12 protein-coding genes are annotated in these 15,399 nt (G+C 63.8%); 7 read left to right on the top strand and 5 right to left on the bottom strand.

Features of this window, described 5'->3' with window-relative positions; genetic code table 11:
- The first annotated feature begins 457 nt into the window (after nt 1-457).
- Nucleotides 458-1,429 carry an IS110 family RNA-guided transposase gene (locus BM116_RS09825; RefSeq protein ID WP_083729506.1) on the top strand — a complete coding sequence of 324 codons (972 nt, stop codon included), beginning with the start codon at nt 458-460 and terminating at the stop codon, nt 1,427-1,429.
- A 116-nt stretch (nt 1,430-1,545) separates the two neighbouring features.
- Here BM116_RS09825 and BM116_RS09830 read toward each other — a convergent pair whose 3' ends face one another.
- The 5 genes from BM116_RS09830 to BM116_RS09850 are packed head-to-tail and all read right to left on the bottom strand — an operon-like array spanning nt 1,546 to nt 6,901.
- On the bottom strand, nt 1,546-2,583 hold the full coding sequence (locus BM116_RS09830) for an AbrB family transcriptional regulator (RefSeq protein WP_083729145.1): 1,038 nt from the start codon (nt 2,581-2,583) through the stop codon (nt 1,546-1,548).
- On the bottom strand, nt 2,576-4,084 hold the full coding sequence (locus BM116_RS09835) for a tripartite tricarboxylate transporter permease (RefSeq protein ID WP_083729123.1): 1,509 nt from the start codon (nt 4,082-4,084) through the stop codon (nt 2,576-2,578). The genes BM116_RS09830 and BM116_RS09835 overlap by 8 nt, the downstream gene beginning before the upstream one ends.
- A 2-nt stretch (nt 4,085-4,086) precedes the next feature.
- The gene (locus tag BM116_RS09840) at nt 4,087-4,545 is read right to left on the bottom strand and encodes a tripartite tricarboxylate transporter TctB family protein (protein WP_083729125.1); all 459 of its coding nucleotides are present in this window, start codon (nt 4,543-4,545) and stop codon (nt 4,087-4,089) included.
- 60 nt (nt 4,546-4,605) lie between these two features.
- Nucleotides 4,606-5,586, bottom strand: coding sequence for a Bug family tripartite tricarboxylate transporter substrate binding protein (locus BM116_RS09845; RefSeq protein ID WP_083729127.1), 981 nt, complete (start codon nt 5,584-5,586; stop codon nt 4,606-4,608).
- Nucleotides 5,587-5,638: 52 nt separating this feature from the next.
- Nucleotides 5,639-6,901: an OprD family porin gene (locus BM116_RS09850; RefSeq protein WP_083729129.1), complete on the bottom strand. Its 1,263-nt coding sequence runs from the start codon at nt 6,899-6,901 to the stop codon at nt 5,639-5,641.
- Nucleotides 6,902-7,082: 181 nt separating this feature from the next.
- Here BM116_RS09850 and BM116_RS09855 point away from each other — a divergent pair, with 181 nt between their 5' ends.
- The 6 genes from BM116_RS09855 (at nt 7,083) to BM116_RS09880 (ending at nt 15,371) form a co-directional block, all read left to right on the top strand.
- The gene (locus BM116_RS09855) at nt 7,083-7,751 is read left to right on the top strand and encodes a response regulator (RefSeq protein WP_083729131.1); all 669 of its coding nucleotides are present in this window, start codon (nt 7,083-7,085) and stop codon (nt 7,749-7,751) included.
- 77 nt (nt 7,752-7,828) lie between these two features.
- Entirely contained in the window at nt 7,829-9,151 is a 1,323-nt protein-coding gene (locus tag BM116_RS09860) for a sensor histidine kinase (RefSeq protein WP_083729147.1), read from the top strand.
- A 499-nt stretch (nt 9,152-9,650) separates the two neighbouring features.
- Nucleotides 9,651-9,881 (top strand): hypothetical protein, encoded by a 231-nt coding sequence (locus BM116_RS18850; RefSeq protein WP_175494036.1) that lies wholly within the window; start codon nt 9,651-9,653, stop codon nt 9,879-9,881.
- Nucleotides 9,882-9,979: 98 nt separating this feature from the next.
- Nucleotides 9,980-11,113, top strand: a complete 1,134-nt coding sequence (locus BM116_RS09870) for a thiolase family protein (RefSeq protein WP_083729135.1) — start codon at nt 9,980-9,982, stop codon at nt 11,111-11,113.
- 42 nt (nt 11,114-11,155) lie between these two features.
- Nucleotides 11,156-12,268 (top strand): efflux RND transporter periplasmic adaptor subunit, encoded by a 1,113-nt coding sequence (locus tag BM116_RS09875; RefSeq protein ID WP_083729137.1) that lies wholly within the window; start codon nt 11,156-11,158, stop codon nt 12,266-12,268.
- Between the two features lies 1 nt (nt 12,269).
- On the top strand, nt 12,270-15,371 hold the full coding sequence (locus BM116_RS09880) for an efflux RND transporter permease subunit (protein WP_083729139.1): 3,102 nt from the start codon (nt 12,270-12,272) through the stop codon (nt 15,369-15,371).
- The last annotated feature ends 28 nt before the right edge of the window (nt 15,372-15,399 follow it).

Consider the following 15,399-nt stretch of genomic DNA (forward strand, 5'->3'; position numbering starts at 1 on the left):
GACTGGTCAGCCGCAGCGATGGTCCGCAGATCAGCCAGCAGCGAGGCGACTTTGAGCGCGAATGGCAGAACGCCAACGGCGCGATCTACAGCCTGCCCTACGCAGACTTTGCAGATCACAGCCGTTGGCGCTATCTGGTGTACCGCTTTATGGAAGCCAGCGGGCTCTCGACCTTCTGAGGCCCGCCGGGCGCAGATATCCGGCCACGGCATGCCGTGGCCCTTGTATGTTGACTGTGGTCCCTGTGACCATGGTCCCCGACTGATCATCGGGCGGCAGGTGACAGGCCGGTGTGGCCCTGAAGCCTCAAGAGCTTGGTTCGTAGATGGGCCGTCACCTGCCAACACACTCAGACAGTTCGAACGGTATCTGGTGCCGGTGCTGAGCGCCTGAGCACGTATTCGCAAGGTAGAACAGAGTGTGGTGACGATCACCTTTCAACAGAGCCGGAGGCCCCATGACCTGCGCTATCGGAATCGACATTGCCAAGCACACCTTCGACATCGCTAAGCCGCTGGAGCGCGACAAATACCGCACCAAGGCCAAGGTGGCGAACACCCCCGAAGGCTTCAAGCAACTTGACCAATGGTTAGAGAAGCACGCCGAGCCACATTGCTGGGTGCTGATGGAGGCAACCAGCGTGTACCACGAAGCGCTGGCGACGCATCTGCATCATCAGGGCTATCAGGTCTGTGTCATCAACCCTGCACGCATCGCCAAATATGCGCAAAGCGAGCTGCGCCGGGTTAAAACCGACAAGACCGACGCCAAACTGATCGCCCGCTACGCACAGCGCCATCTGGAAGAGATGCGTCCCTGGGAGCCCGAGCCAGAGAGCATCCGTCAGCTACGCGGCCTGGTACGTCGGCTTGCCGACCTGAAGGCGTTGGCGCAGATGGAGCGCAACCGTCTGGACGTCAGCGCTGAATCCGCTCAAGCCTCTATCCGCATTCACTTGGAGCACCTGGACGGCCAGATAGCCCTGATCAGTAAGGCCATCAACGATCACATCGACAACGACCCTGACCTGCGCGAGCAGAAGCAGTTAATGAAGACCATTGATGGTGTCAGTGATGGCACTGCCGCCACACTGCTGGCGGAGCTGGGCAGCCCTCTGCGATTCGACAGCGCAAGGCAGCTGGCAGCGTTCTGTGGTCTGAATCCGCGTTTGCAGGAATCTGGGATATACCGAGGCAAGTCGACCATCTCGCGCACCGGGTCAGGCCGAATGCGCGCAGCGCTATACATGCCAGCGCTGTCGGCGATGACCTACAACCCGGTCATCAAAGCGATGAAAGTGAGGCTAGCTGAACGCGGTAAAACTGGTCGGCTGGTTGTCTGCGCAGCCATGCGTAAGCTGCTGCACCTCATCTACGGGGTACTGAAATCAGGTCAGCCGTTCGACCCGATCAGAGCACTTGCACACTGATCGGGAAGACGGTATCTACGGAGGCTGGGCAAGCAGCCACCTTGGCTCGCCGGGAAAGGCGAAAGGCGAGCTAGATAGCGGCGCAGAGATAGAGCAATGATGCGGCGGTGCAGAGCCTATTTCTCAGGCCAAAACCTCTGCCACAACACAAACACCGGCTCGGCCAAAAACATCACCAAAAACAACCGCAACACCTGCAGCGCGGTGACCACCGCAACCGACAAATGCAGCGCTTCTGCGGTCAGGCACAGCTCGGTGATGCCGCCGGGCATCATGCCCAGCATCAGGCTGATGCGGTCGACGCTGCCCAGTTGGGCGAGCAAGAGCGCTGCGCCCGCTGCCACCAGCATCGCCAGCAGGGTGAAGCACAGCACGCGCAGCAGAAACGCCGGTGCCTTGCGGAAGAAGGCGCGGTCGAAGTGGCAGCCCAGCGCGCTGCCGATCAGCCACTGGCCGGCATCGCTGGCGCCGGGTGGCAGGGCGATTTCGATGTCCAGCAGCACGCCGGCGCTGGCGCAGACGATCAGTGGCCCGAGCATCCACGGGTTGGGCTGACGCAGGCGGCGCATCAGCAGGGCCAGCAGCGCGCCGAGCGGAATCAGCCAGGCCAGGGTTGGCAGGTCGGTGGGCAGCGGCGGTGGTGCCTCGACCGCCGGCAGGCTCCAGGTAAACAGCGCCGGAATCAGCAGCACCACCATCAGCAGGCGCAGACTGTGTGCCGCGACCACGTTGGCGATGCCCGCGTTATGCCGTGCGCCGATCACCGCCATCTCGCTGGCGCCGCCGGGCATGCTGGCGAAGTAGGCGGTGGCGCGGTCGTAGCCGGCGCGAGTGAGCAGGTTGATGCCGATCAGACTGAGCAGAAAGGTGCCGCAGGCGCCTAGGACGATCAGGCCAAGGTGGCTGAGCATCTGGGCAAGGACAGGGGTGGTGAAGTGCAGGCCGATGGCGCAGGCGACGATCAGCTGGCCGGTTTGCCGCGAGCCCGGTGGTGGGCTGCACAGGCAACCGCTGCAGCGCAGCAGGATGACCGCCAGCAGTGAGCCGGTCATCCATGGCAGCGGCCAGTTGGCCAGGCTGGCTAGCAGGCCGCCCAGCGCACCGGCCAGCGGTGCGCTGAGAAACAGCAAGGTACTACGCAGGCGCTCAGGCACTGGCCAGCGCAACGCTGCGCTTGGCGCGGTAGCGGCGCCAGAACGGCAGCGCAACCATGGCGGCAACCAGCACCCACAGACCGATGGTGATCGGGCTGGAGAACAGGATGCTCAGATCACCGTTGGAGATCGACAGCGCGCGGCGCAGGTTGCTCTCCATCATGTGACCCAGGATAAAGCCCAGCAGCAGCGCCGACAGCGGGAAGTCCAGCTTGCGCAGCAGGTAGCCGAACAGGCCGATGGCGATCATCAGGAACAGGTCAAAGGTGGTCGCGTGTACCGCGTAAACACCAATCGAGGTGATGATGGCGATGGCCGGTACCAGGGTCCAGCTCGGCACTGCAAGGATGCGGGTGAACACCTTGATCAGCGGCACGTTCATCACGATCAGAATGATGTTGGCGACGAACAGCGAGGCGATCAGACCCCAGACGATATCGGGCTGGTGCTGGAACAGCAGCGGGCCGGGGGTGATGTTGTACAGCGTCAGTGCGCCGAGCATTACCGCGGTGGTGCCGGAGCCCGGAATACCCAGGGTCAGCATCGGGATCATCGAGCCGCAGGCCGAGGCGCTGTTGGCGGTTTCCGGTGCGGCCAGACCGCGCAGGTCGCCGTCACCGAAGCGGCCCTTGTCACCGGCCAGACGCTTCTCCGACATGTAGCTCACGGCGCTGGCGAGGGTTGCACCGGCACCCGGCAGTACGCCGAAGATAAAGCCCAATACGCCGCTGCGCAGGTTGGTCGCCAGTACAAAGGCGCCTTCCTTGAGATTGAACAGCATGCGCCCGCTGGCCTTGACCGCCACCTGACCCTGATGGGTGCGCTCGAGCAGCATGAGGATTTCGCTGACGCTGAACAGGCCCAGTACCAGCACCACAAACTGGATGCCGTCGGCCAGACCCAGGCTGCCGAAGGTGAAGCGGTAGACACCGCTGTTGGCGTCGATCCCCACGCAGGCGAGCATCAGGCCGATCAGCACGGCGACTGCAGTCTTGATGGGCTTGTCGCCCGCCATACCGGCCAGACAGACAATCGCAAAGACCATCAGCATGAAGTATTCGGCCGGGCCGAAGGAGACGGCCCATTGGGCCAGCAACGGGGCAAAGATGGTCACCCCGATGGTGGCGATCAGGCCACCGATAAACGAACTCCAGGCCGAGATCGACAGGGCAATGCCGCCCTTGCCCTGCTTGGCCAGCGGGTGGCCGTCCAGCGTGGTCATGACCGCAGAGGCTTCGCCCGGGATGTTGAGCAGAATGGAGGAAATACGGCCGCCGTATTCACAGCCCAGATACACCGAGGCCAGCAAAATAAGCGCGGTTTCTGGCGGCAGGCCGAGAGCAAAGGCAACCGGAATCAGCAGCGCCACGCCGTTGATCGGGCCCAGACCCGGCAGCAGGCCGACGATGGTGCCGATGGTGGTGCCGGCTAGCGCGGTCACCAGGTTGTTCGGGCTCAGGGCAACGTCGAAGCCCTGGCCAAGGTAAGAGAGGGTATCCATGATCAGATCTCCAGGGCGCTGAGTACGCCAAGCGGCAGGGGGACTTCCAGTACCCGGTCAAAGAGGAAATACAGGCCAACGCCCAGCACCACTGCCAGTACGCAGCTGGGCAGCCAGCGGCCGCCGAACAGGCGGGCCATGCCGAGGGCAAACAGAATGCTGACCGGGATAAAGCCCAGGCGCTCGAATAGCGCCGCCAGTGCCAGCAGCAGGCCAAGGCAGATGGCGGCCTTGATCAGCATCGGGCGCGTGAGCGTCGGCTCATCGGATTCGCTGCTCTCCATGGCGGGTTTGACCAGCAGGACCAGTGCGCCCAGGGCCAGCAGAATCAGCAGCATCAGCGGGTAGGCGCGGGGGCCGACCGGCTCGTAGGAAAACGGGGCCTGATAGCCCCAGGCGATAAATCCCAGGCACAGGCAGACGAGCAGCAGCGACGCCGCAAACAGACGTTGGTGAAGCATGGGGGGTAATCCTCGCGAACGCAGCAGGCACCCGGGGCCGGGTGCCTGCTGCCAGGTCGGTTACTGGGTCAGGCCGAACTCGCCAGCCAGTTCCTTGTACTCGGCAACGTGCTCTTTGACGTAGGTCTCGAGCTCAGCACCGGTAAGGGCGAAGGGGAAGAGTTCACGCTGCTCGCGCAGGGTGGCGAACTCGTCGGAAGCGAGCATGTGCTCGAAGGTGCCTTTCCACCAGGCGAAGTCTTCGTCGCTGACGTCCGGACCCATGTAGAAACCACGGATGACCGGCCACTGCACGTCAAAGCCCTGCTCTTTGGCGGTGGGGATGTCCTCGACGATATCGCCGGCCAGACGCTCGTCGGCCAGGATCGCGAGAATGCGCATGTCGCCGCTTTCAACGTGCGGCATGGAGTCGGAGATGTCGGTACTGGCAACCTGGATGTGCCCACCCAGCAGCGCGGTAGCCAGCTCGCCGCCGCCTTCCATCGCTACGTAGCGCAGGCTGCGCGGGTTGATGCCGGCAGCGCGGGCAACCAGTGCGGTCTGCATCCAGTCCTGGCTGCCGACGGTGCCGCCGGAGCCGATCACGACCTTGGACGGGTCTTTACGCAGCGCCTCGATCAGCTGCTCCAGGGTCTGGAACTCGGAGTCGGCGCGCACGGCGATGGCGCCGTAGCTGGTGCCGACCGCGGCCAGCCATTTCACGGCGGTCTCATCAAAGCGGCCAAACTTGCCCTGCGCCAGGTTCAGCAGCGAACCGGTGGAGAAGGCGGTGATGGTGCCGGGCTCGTCGGCGCGCTGGGCAACCACGGCGTTGTAGGCGACCGCACCGATACCGCCCGGCATGTAAGTAACACGCATCGGGCGAGACAGGTATTCACCCTGCAGCAGGGCGCTTTGGGCGAGTTTGCAGGTCAGGTCAAAGCCGCCGCCCGGCGAAGCCGGAGCGATACATTCAGGGCGTGGCGGCTCGTCGGCCTGGGTGTAGCCGGCCAGGCCAAAGCACAGGGTAATCAGCAGGGCAGAACGAAGTGTCGCTTTCATGGTTGTTATCCTCATGGCGTCATTCTAGGCGATTGTCGGATGGCTGCGGCGCTTACCAGATCGGGAAGGCGTAGCTGACAATCAGGCGGTTCTCGTCGGCATCGCGGGCAAAGTCGGAGCGGTAGCTCGCGTTGCGCCAGCGCAGGCCGAGATTTTTCAGTGCGCCGTCCTGGAACACGTACTGCAGCTCGGTGTTGCGTTCCCATTCCGAGCCGGTACCGCCGGCGGCAGGCTTGGCGTCATCACCGCTGATGTAGCGGCTCATGAAGGTCAGGCCGGGGATGCCGAGTGCGGCAAAGTCGTAGTCGTAGCGCAACTGCCAGGAACGCTCGTTGGCTTCGGCAAAGTCGTTGATCTGCACAAAGTTGACGAGGTAGGGGTTGCTGCCGTCGATATAGGGGAAGGCGCTGTCGCCGCGCATTTTTTGCGCGACTGCGCTCACTTCGTGACCGTTCAGCGCGTAGCCGATGCGGCCCTGCCAGGCCTGGTTGTCGATCCGACCAGCGTGGGCAGCGCCCTGCTCGTCGGATACGGCGACCCGCAGCTCGGTGCTCAGCTCACCGGCGCCCAGAGCGGCGCTGTGGTTGAGACCGAAGAAGTGTTGGCGGTAGACATCATCCAGTTGTGCCAGATAGTAGCTAGCCGCCAGGCTGGAGTTGAACTCGTAATTCAGTCCGGCCCAATCAAGCTGGTCGGCCGAGAACGAACCGCCAAAACGGCGGTTTTTGTTGTTCAGGGCCAGGTCCTCGGCATCGGTAGAGTCGCGATCAATCGCCTTGGTCAGACGGCCGAAATCGATGCTGAGGTTGTCGAACTCGTTGATGGTCGCCATGCCACCGCGAAAGGTCTGCGGCAGAATGCGGCTGGTGTTGGGCTGCAGAATCGGCAGCTTGGGCATCAGCGTACCCAGGAACAACTCTGACTCGGAGTAGCGCATCTTGGCGGTCAGGCCAAGCTTGCTGTATTCATCGGCGGCGCGGCCATCATCGTGGGTCGGCAGCAGGCCGGTACCGGTGCGGTCCGGGCTGGAGTCGAGCTTGATGCCGAGCATCGCCTTGGCGTCGAGGCCAAAGCCGACAGCGCCATCGGTATAACCGGACTTGAGATCAAGAATGAAACCCTGACCCCATTCTTCACGCTTGGATTGGCCGGTGCCTTCGCGGAAGTCGCGGTTGAAGTAAATATTGCTGGTGCTCAGCTTGGCGCTGCTGTCTTCGGTGAAGCCGCTTGCCTGGGCCAGCGGAGTGAGCAGCAGGCCGGAGGTGGCCAGCAGGGCAGCAGACAGGCTGCGCCGTGGGATGAATACGGTGTGCATCAGGTGTACTCCGATGTTGTTCTTGTTTGCGTGTAATGCCTACGGTGGGTGACCGTCGGGCGATGCTAATGAGCTAACCTTTCAGCAACCTTTCATCCGGAACCCCGCGAAATCCGCGCTGTCGCGCGCCGATGGCCGGTGTAAACTCCGCTCATTCGACCCTTTGCAAGAGAGGCCGCCAGTGCGCATTCTGCTGGTAGAAGACGATCCCGAATTGGCTGACAGCCTGGCCCGAGCGCTCAAGAACGGGGGCTGGACTGTGGATGTGCTGCACGATGGGGTAGCCGCCGACCTGGCCCTGCGCAGTGAGGATTACGCGCTGGCGATTCTTGACGTCGGGCTGCCCCGTCAGGACGGTTTTGAGGTGCTGCGCAAGTCGCGTGAGCGCGGTCAGACCCTGGCGGTACTGATGTTGACCGCCCGTGGCGAAGTGGCTGACCGCGTGCGCGGGCTGAATCTGGGCGCCGATGACTATCTGGCCAAGCCCTTCGAGCTGAGCGAGCTGGAGGCGCGGGTCAACGCGCTGCTGCGCCGTAGTCTGATGGGCGGTGAGCGTCAGCAGCAGTGTGGCGCGCTGATCTACGACCTGAATGACCGGCGCTTCAGCCTGTCTGGCGAGCCGCTGGCTCTGCCCTCGCGCGAGCACGCGGTGCTGGAAAACCTGATCGCCCGCCCGGGCCGGCTGATGAGCAAGGAGCAGCTGGCCGGCAAGGTATTTGGTCTGGATCAGGACGCCAGCCCCGAGGCCATCGAGATCTACATTTCCCGCCTGCGTCGCAAGCTCGACGGCAGCGGGGTGCGTATTGTCACCTTCCGCGGCCTGGGCTATCTCCTGGAGGCGCCGGCGTGACACTGGGTGCGCGTGCGCCGGAGGTTGGCGCCGCCGGCAGTCTGCGCGGCCGCTTGCTGCGGCGCCTGGCGCTGGTGATGTCGGTGCTGTTGTTGATTGCCAGCTCGGTGGCCTACTGGAATGCCCGACTGGCCGCCGATACCGCCTATGACCGCTCGCTGCTGTCCTCGGCGCGGGCGATTGCCGAGCGGCTGTACAGCGAAGAAGGTGACCTGGCGGTTGAGGTGCCCTACGTGGCCCGGGACAACTTTGCCTACGACATCACTGGCCGGCTCTACTACCAGGTGATCGACTTCAATGGTCGGGCCATCTCCGGCTACGAAGACCTGCCCGCCGCCTCGCCGACCATTCCGATGACCCAGGACTATCCGGCGCTGGCGCGCTTCTACGACGCGGTCTATCGGGATGCCGAAGTGCGCGTGGTCAGCCTGTTGCAGCCGGTTAGCACCAACAGCGGCAGTGGCATGGCGGAAATACGCGTGGCCGAAACGCGCGGCGCGCGTGATCGCATGGCGGCCAACCTGCTGCGTCAGTCGTTGATCAACCTGGGCGTGCTGACGGTCAGCGCCCTGCTGCTGGCCTGGCTGGCGGTGTCTGCCGCGCTGCGCCCGCTGCAGCGCCTGCGTCATGAAGTGGCCGAGCGGCGCAGTGATGACCTGCGGCCCATCGGTACCGACGGCCTGCAGCGCGAAGTGCGCCCGCTGGTCTATGCGATCAACCACTTTACCGGCCGCCTGCGCGAAAACTTTGAACGCCAGCGCGACTTTATCGCCGAAGCCTCACACGAGCTGCGTACCCCGCTGGCGGCGCTCAAGGCGCGCATCGAGCTGGGGCTACGGTCCGACCGGCCGGAAGATTGGCAGCAGGCCTTGCGCGAGGCTGACGCCAGTACCGACCGCACTATCGGCCTGGCTAACCGGCTGCTGTCGATGGCGCGTATCGAACGCGGTGCCCGCGCCGTCGCCGAGGGCAGCGCCGAGCAGGTGGCGCTGGCACCGCTGGCACAGGAGCTGGCGCTGGCCATGGTGCCCCTGGCTCATGCTCGCAATATCGAACTGGCGCTGGAGGTGGAGCAGGCCTTCGACGTCTGGGGCGAGCCCACTCTGCTGCAGGAGCTGCTCGGTAACCTGATCGACAACGCCCTGCAGCACACGCCCAATGGTGGCTCGGTTACTCTGCGGTTGCGCGCACCGTCACTGATCGAAGTCGAAGACACCGGCCCCGGTATCCCGCCCGAGGAGCGCGAGCGGGTGTTCGAACGCTTCTACCGGCAAAGCCCGGAAGGCACGGGGTTGGGGTTGACCATCGTGGGGGAAATCTGTCGTGCGCATCGGGCGGATATCAGTTTGCATGAGGGGGCTGAGGGGGGGTTGTTGGTGCGGGTGAGTTTTGTTGTTTAGCGCGAGTGCTCGAGCAAGTATTTGAACCACTTTCGCTGTCGGTTGCCTCCCTTTTCGCCGTCCCGGCGAGCCAACGAAATGCTTGCTCACTCCCCTAGGACCACGGCATGCCGTGGCCGTGCTGTCTGAACGTCAGCGCCATCGCTCAAAATCTGGGTAGTGTTTGGGTCAGCCTTTCGCCTTTTACGGCGAGCCAAGGGGGGCTGCTTGCCCAGCCCCCCCTTAGCGATCCCCCGGGGCACCCGACTACGCGGCCCTTCGGGTCCGCTGCGTTGCTCGATTTATCGGGGAGCCACAAAACTCGGGGGCTCTGCCCCCTCAGACATCCTGTGGCTCTTTTTCCCGATAAATCTGCGCTACTCGCCCGCGTAAACGGGGACTGGTTCCGTGCATTCTTCGCGTCTTTCGCCCCTCATGATCGTTCCCGCGCTCCGCGTCACTGGTGTCCGGGGAAAATTGGTCATAGCTGAAGGCTCCCCATGGCAAGCCTCATTTGCATGTGGTTTCGCCTTCGCTCGTCAGCCCTGAGCAGCGCTTTGCCGCAGCGCTGAAACAGGCGCAGGCCGCTGGGGAGATCCGCCCGGAGGTCGACTGCGACCGGCTGGCGCGCTTGCTGCAGGCACAGGTTATTGGCCTGCGCTGCTTCACCGAGCGGGCGACGGATGCTGCCCACTTTGTCGAGCTGGCCGAAGACATGGGCGCCCTGCTGGCAACCTACCTTACTCCCTAGCATCTTTTGAATTATGGTTGACATTTAAATGCGCTCGTTTAAATTATGGTCGTAATTCAATGGGTCCGCCGGACCTTTTGACCGTAAGGAGCGTTGCCATGACTTCCATCGTGATTGCCGGTTATTTGCGTTCACCCTTCCAGTTCGCCCGCAAGGGTGGGCTGATCAATCTGCGCCCGGATGACCTTGCCGCGCAGGTGTTGCGTGGTCTGGTCGAGCGCCTTGACCTCAACCCCGCTCTGCTGGAAGACGTGATCATGGGCTGTGCCTACCCGGAGGGTGAGCAAGGCACCAACGTCGCCCGCATCGCCAGCTTCCGCGCCGGTTTTCCGGACACCCTGGGCGGCGTGACCCTGAACCGCTTCTGCGGCTCGTCGATGACGGCCATTCACTTCGCCGCCGGCCAACTGCTGCTGGGCGCCGGTGAGGCTTATATCGCCGCCGGGGTCGAGTCGATGACTCGCGTGCCGATGGTCGGCTTTACCCCCTCACCCAACCCGACGCTGCTGCAGGCGTTCCCCGAGGTGTACATGGCCATGGGGCACACTGCAGAAGAAGTGGCGCGTCGCTATGGCGTCAGCCGCGAGGATCAGGATGCGCTGGCGGTACTATCGCACGCCAAGGCTGCCGAGGCTCGGGCGGCGGGCTTGCTGGCAGATGAGATTGTGCCGATCACCACGCCCGATGGCCTGGTCAGCGAAGACGGCTGCATCCGCCCTGGCACCAATTTGGAGGCGCTGGCGGGCCTGAAACCGGCGTTTGGCGGTGTAGTGACGGCGGGCACCTCGTCGCCGTTGACCGACGGTAGCGCGGCGGTGCTGGTGTGCACCGAAGACTTTGCCCGGCGCCACAATCTGCCGATGCTGGCGCGCATCAAGGCCACAGCCGTTGGCGGCTGCGCGCCGGAGATCATGGGCATGGGGCCGGTGGAAGCAACGCGCAAAGTACTTGCCCGCAGCGGTCTGACAATCAATGATGTCGATCTGATGGAAATCAACGAGGCGTTTTCCAGCCAGTCACTGGCCTGCCTGCGCGAATTGGGCATGCCGCTGGAGCAGGTCAACCTGGATGGTGGCGCGCTGGCGCTGGGACACCCGCTGGGCGCAACGGGCGCACGCATCACCGGCAAGGCCGCCGCGCTGCTCAAGCGCACCGGCGGCCGCTATGCGGTGGCGACCCAATGCATTGCCGGCGGGCAAGGTGTGGCGACGCTTCTGGAATCTGTTGAGTAAAGCAATAACAACAGGGTCGAGACAGACCCGCGGGGAGAAAATATGAAGTCTGCAGCCAGATTGGCAGTGCTGGTCGGTCTCTTGGGGAGCTTGCTGGGGTGTCGTGATGAGGCGGCTCCGGTCGCTGAGCACAGCGAGACGCCAGCGCGTCTGGTGTTGTCGATGGAGGTTCATCCGGTTGCCAACGATGGCGCGCTATTCACCGGGGTGGTGGCGGCGCGTACCGAAAGCGAGTTGGGCTTTCGGGTCGCTGGCGAGGTTATCGAGCGCCGGGTTGACCCGGGTGATCGGGTCAAGCGCGACGATGTGCTGCTGGTGCTGGATGTGGACGACTTCGAACTGGCCCTGCGGGCTGCTCGGCAGCGCGTGCGCTCGGCCGACGCCTCGGTACGGCAGCTGCAGAATGATGAAAAGCGTTATCGCCAGCTGGCGGACAATGGCGCGGTATCACGTCAGGCGCACGATCAACTGGTGACCGAACTGCGCGTGGCCGAAGCCAATCTGGCCTCGGCCCGCGCCGACGCTGCGCAGGTCGAGAACCGTCGTGGCTACTCCACCTTGACCGCTGATGCCGACGGCATCATCACCGATGTGCTGGCCGACCAGGGGCAGGTGGTTGCGGCCGGTCAGGTTGTCGCCCGACTCGCCCACAGCGGCGCCCGCGAGGCCGTCATCAACATTCCGGAAACCCAGCGCGGGCTGGCCGCCAGTCAGGCCCAGGCGTTTTTGTTCGGCCAGCCGGACACACCGATTGCCGCTACCCTGCGCGAGTTGTCGGCGGTAGCCGACCCTGTCACCCGTACCTACCGCGCCCGCTATGTGCTCGACACCTCCGCCGAGCCGCTGGCGATTGGCTCCACCGTCAGCATTCGGCTGCAGGACAGCGAGCGCGCCCCGCGTTTGCGCGTGCCGCTGGGTGCTCTGCTGAATCAGGGTCACGGCACCGGTGTCTGGGTGATCGATGGCGACAGCCGGGTACGCTTTACGCCGGTCGAGGTCGAGCGCCTGGGGCAGGAGTTTGCGGTGCTCAGCGCCGGCCTTGAGGACGGCCAGCGGGTGGTCGCGCTGGGCGCGCATCTGCTGCACGAGGGTGACGCCGTGAAGCAGCTGCCCGAGGGCAAGCTGGCTGGGTCCGAAGCCGCACGGAGCCTGTGACATGAGCCGTTTCAACCTGTCTGCGCTGGCGGTTCGTAACCCGGCAGTGACGCTGTTTCTGATCATCGCGGTGCTGCTGTCCGGGGCCTTTGCGTTCAGCAAGCTGGGCCGCGCCGAAGACCCTTCCTTTACCGTCAAGGTGATGACTATCACCGCCGTCTGGCCGGGCGCAACCGCGCGCGAGATGCAGGAGCAGGTCGCCGACCGGCTGGAGAAGCGTCTGCAGGAGCTGGATTACTACGATCGGGTGGAAACCACCGCCCAACCCGGCTTTGTGTCGATGAAGGTGCAATTTCTCAACTCGACCCCGCCGGCCTTGGTGCCCGAGTTGTTCTACCAGACCCGCAAGAAGCTGAGTGACGAAGCGGCCCGTCTGCCAAGTGGCGTCTCTGGCCCCTTCTTCAACGACGAATACAACGACGTCTATTTCGCCCTCTACGCCCTTGAGGCCGGCCAGCTGCCACACCGCCAGCTGGTGCAACTGGCCGAGCAGATGCGGCAGGACTTTCTGCAATTGCCTGGAGTGAAGAAGGTCAACATTCTGGGTGAACAGGCACAGCGTATTTACGTCGAGTTTTCCTACCAGCGCCTGGCAACGCTGGGGCTGACACCTGAGCAGATCTTCGCCGCGCTGGCCCGCCAGAACGCGGTGGCGCCCTCGGGTGCGGTCGAAACCGCCGGACCGCGTGCCTATATCCGTCTGGACGGTGCTTTCGACAGTCTGGAGCAGATCGAGAACGTACCGGTGGTCGCCAACGGTCGGGTGCTGCGCATCGCCGATGTGGCGGAAGTGCGACAGGGCTATGAAGACCCGCCGAGCTACCGCATTCGCCATCAGGGCGAGTCGGCACTGATGCTGGGCGTAATCATGCAGAAGCACTTTAACGGGCTGGAGCTGGATCGCGCGCTGCAGGCTGAAGAGGAGCGCGTACACCAGAACCTGCCGCTGGGTATCGAATTCACCAAGGTATCGGATCAGGCCAGCAAGATTCGTAACGCGGTCGACGAGTTCATGCTCAAGTTTTTTGTCGCCCTTGGTGTGGTGATGCTGGTCAGTCTGCTCGCGCTGGGTTTCCGCGTGGGGCTGGTGGTGGCAGCCGCGGTGCCGCTGACGCTGGCGGTGGTGTTTGTGGTGATGATGATGACCGGCCGCGAGTTTGACCGCATCACCCTCGGTGCGCTGATTCTGTCACTCGGTCTGCTGGTGGATGACGCCATCATCGCCATCGAGATGATGGTGGTGAAGCTGGAAGAGGGCATGGATCGGCTGAGTGCTGCGACCTACGCCTGGTCCTCTACCGCCGCACCGATGCTGACCGGAACCCTGGTAACCATCATCGGATTCCTGCCGGTCGGTTTTGCCCGCTCGGGTGCCGGTGAGTACGCCGGCAATATCTTCTGGATCGTCGGCTTTGCGCTGATCGCCTCCTGGGTGGTGGCGGTGGTGTTTACGCCCTATCTCGGGGTGAAGATGCTGCCGAAGATTGTGGCCAAACCCGGCGGGCACGACGCGCTCTATGACGGCCCGCTCTACCAGCGGCTGCGCGCCACTGTGCGGTTTTGCGTGCGTCATCGCTGGCTGGTAACCGGACTGGTGCTGGCGAGCTTTGTGCTCTGCGTGATGGGCATGAAGGTGGTGAACAAACAGTTCTTCCCCAACTCTGATCGCTCCGAGGTGATCGTCGAGGTCTACATGCCGCCGGGCACCGCGTTCAAGAACACCGAGGCGGTGGTCGGCCGGGTGGAGCAGGCGATCATGGCCGAGCCGCAAACCTTGATGGTCGACTCCTATGTAGGTGGCGGCGCGCCGCGCTTCTTCCTCTCGCTCAACCCGGAACTGCCGGATGCGGCCTTTGCCAAGATGATTGTGCAGACCACGGATGCCAGCACCCGCGATGCGTTGATTGCGCGGCTGCGTGAGCGGGTACGTGACGGCGAATTCCCCGAGGCGCGTGTGCGGGTGACGCAACTGGTGTTTGGCCCGCCGGTGCCCTTCCCGGTGGTATTCCGCGTCAGTGGGCCGGAGCTGGGGCCGCTGCGCGCCATTGCCGAGCAGGTGCGCGAGCGCGTTGAGGCCAACCCGCTGACCCGCGATACCTTTATTGATTGGGGCGAGAAGGCCAGCAGCTACCGACTGGTGCTGGATCAGGACCGTCTGCGCCTGCTCGGCTTTACCCCGGCGCAGGTCAAATCGCAGATCAACGCCTTGCTCTCCGGCAACCCGATCACCGAGGTGCGTGAAGGCACGCGCACCGTCTCGGTGGTGGTGCGCGCGGTCGATGCCCAGCGGCAGAACCTCGGCAGCATTGATGATCTGACCATTACCAACGATGCCGGGCAAGCGATTCCGCTGCGCCAGGTTGGGCACTTCCAGCCGGTGATGGAAGACCCGATTCTGCGCCGCCGTGATCGTGTGCTGACCTTTGAGGTGCGCGCCGACATCGTCACCGGTACTCAGCCGCCAGATGCAGCGATGGCGGCGTACCGCGATTTGAGTGACGTGGTCGACAACCTGCCCGCCGGCTACCACATCACCATCGGCGGACCGGTGGAGGAAAGCGCGATTGCCAACAAGGCGCTGGCGGTGCTGTTCCCGATCATGATTCTGCTGATGCTGGTGGTGATCATGTTCCAGGTGCGCTCGTTCGGGCTGATGTTCATGGTCTTCGCGACGGCGCCGCTGGGCCTGATCGGCGCGGTGCCGGCGCTGCTGGTGTTCAACCAGCCGTTTGGCTTCAACGCGATTCTGGCGCTGATCGGCATTGGCGGGATTCTGATGCGTAATACGCTGATCTTTACCGACCAGATTCAGCAGAATCAGCGCGCGGGTATGGTGACTCGCGAGGCGATCATCGAGGCAACCGTGCGCCGAGCGCGGCCGGTGGTGTTGACCGCGCTGGCCGCTGCACTGGCCTTTGTGCCGCTGACCTTCTCGGTGTTCTGGTCGTCGCTGGCCTTTGTGCTGATTGGTGGCGTGACCATGGGTACCTTGCTGACTTTGCTGTTCCTGCCGGCGCTCTGTGCGCTGGTATTGGAGCGCAAGGCCGCTCGTTCGTCGGCTGAGTCCGAACCGACAGAGGCGAGCGCCGGTCAATCGGTGTAAGATGATGACCGGCATTCAATACCCGGAG

This window comes from Halopseudomonas pachastrellae, from assembly GCF_900114765.1.
In the GTDB taxonomy this organism is placed as follows: Bacteria; Pseudomonadota; Gammaproteobacteria; order Pseudomonadales; family Pseudomonadaceae; genus Halopseudomonas; species Halopseudomonas pachastrellae.

Excerpts from the sequence above, each read along its gene's own strand:
- BM116_RS09840 (WP_083729125.1), bottom strand. The coding sequence starts at position 4,545 with ATGCTTCACCAACGTCTGTTTGCGGCGTCGCTGCTGCTCGTCTGCCTG.
- BM116_RS09860 (WP_083729147.1), top strand. The coding sequence starts at position 7,829 with ATGTCGGTGCTGTTGTTGATTGCCAGCTCGGTGGCCTACTGGAATGCC.
- BM116_RS09870 (WP_083729135.1), top strand. The coding sequence starts at position 9,980 with ATGACTTCCATCGTGATTGCCGGTTATTTGCGTTCACCCTTCCAGTTC.
- BM116_RS09845 (WP_083729127.1), bottom strand. The coding sequence starts at position 5,586 with ATGAAAGCGACACTTCGTTCTGCCCTGCTGATTACCCTGTGCTTTGGC.
- BM116_RS09835 (WP_083729123.1), bottom strand. The coding sequence starts at position 4,084 with ATGGATACCCTCTCTTACCTTGGCCAGGGCTTCGACGTTGCCCTGAGC.
- BM116_RS09875 (WP_083729137.1), top strand. The coding sequence starts at position 11,156 with ATGAAGTCTGCAGCCAGATTGGCAGTGCTGGTCGGTCTCTTGGGGAGC.
- BM116_RS09880 (WP_083729139.1), top strand. The coding sequence starts at position 12,270 with ATGAGCCGTTTCAACCTGTCTGCGCTGGCGGTTCGTAACCCGGCAGTG.
- BM116_RS09850 (WP_083729129.1), bottom strand. The coding sequence starts at position 6,901 with ATGCACACCGTATTCATCCCACGGCGCAGCCTGTCTGCTGCCCTGCTG.
- BM116_RS09825 (WP_083729506.1), top strand. The coding sequence starts at position 458 with ATGACCTGCGCTATCGGAATCGACATTGCCAAGCACACCTTCGACATC.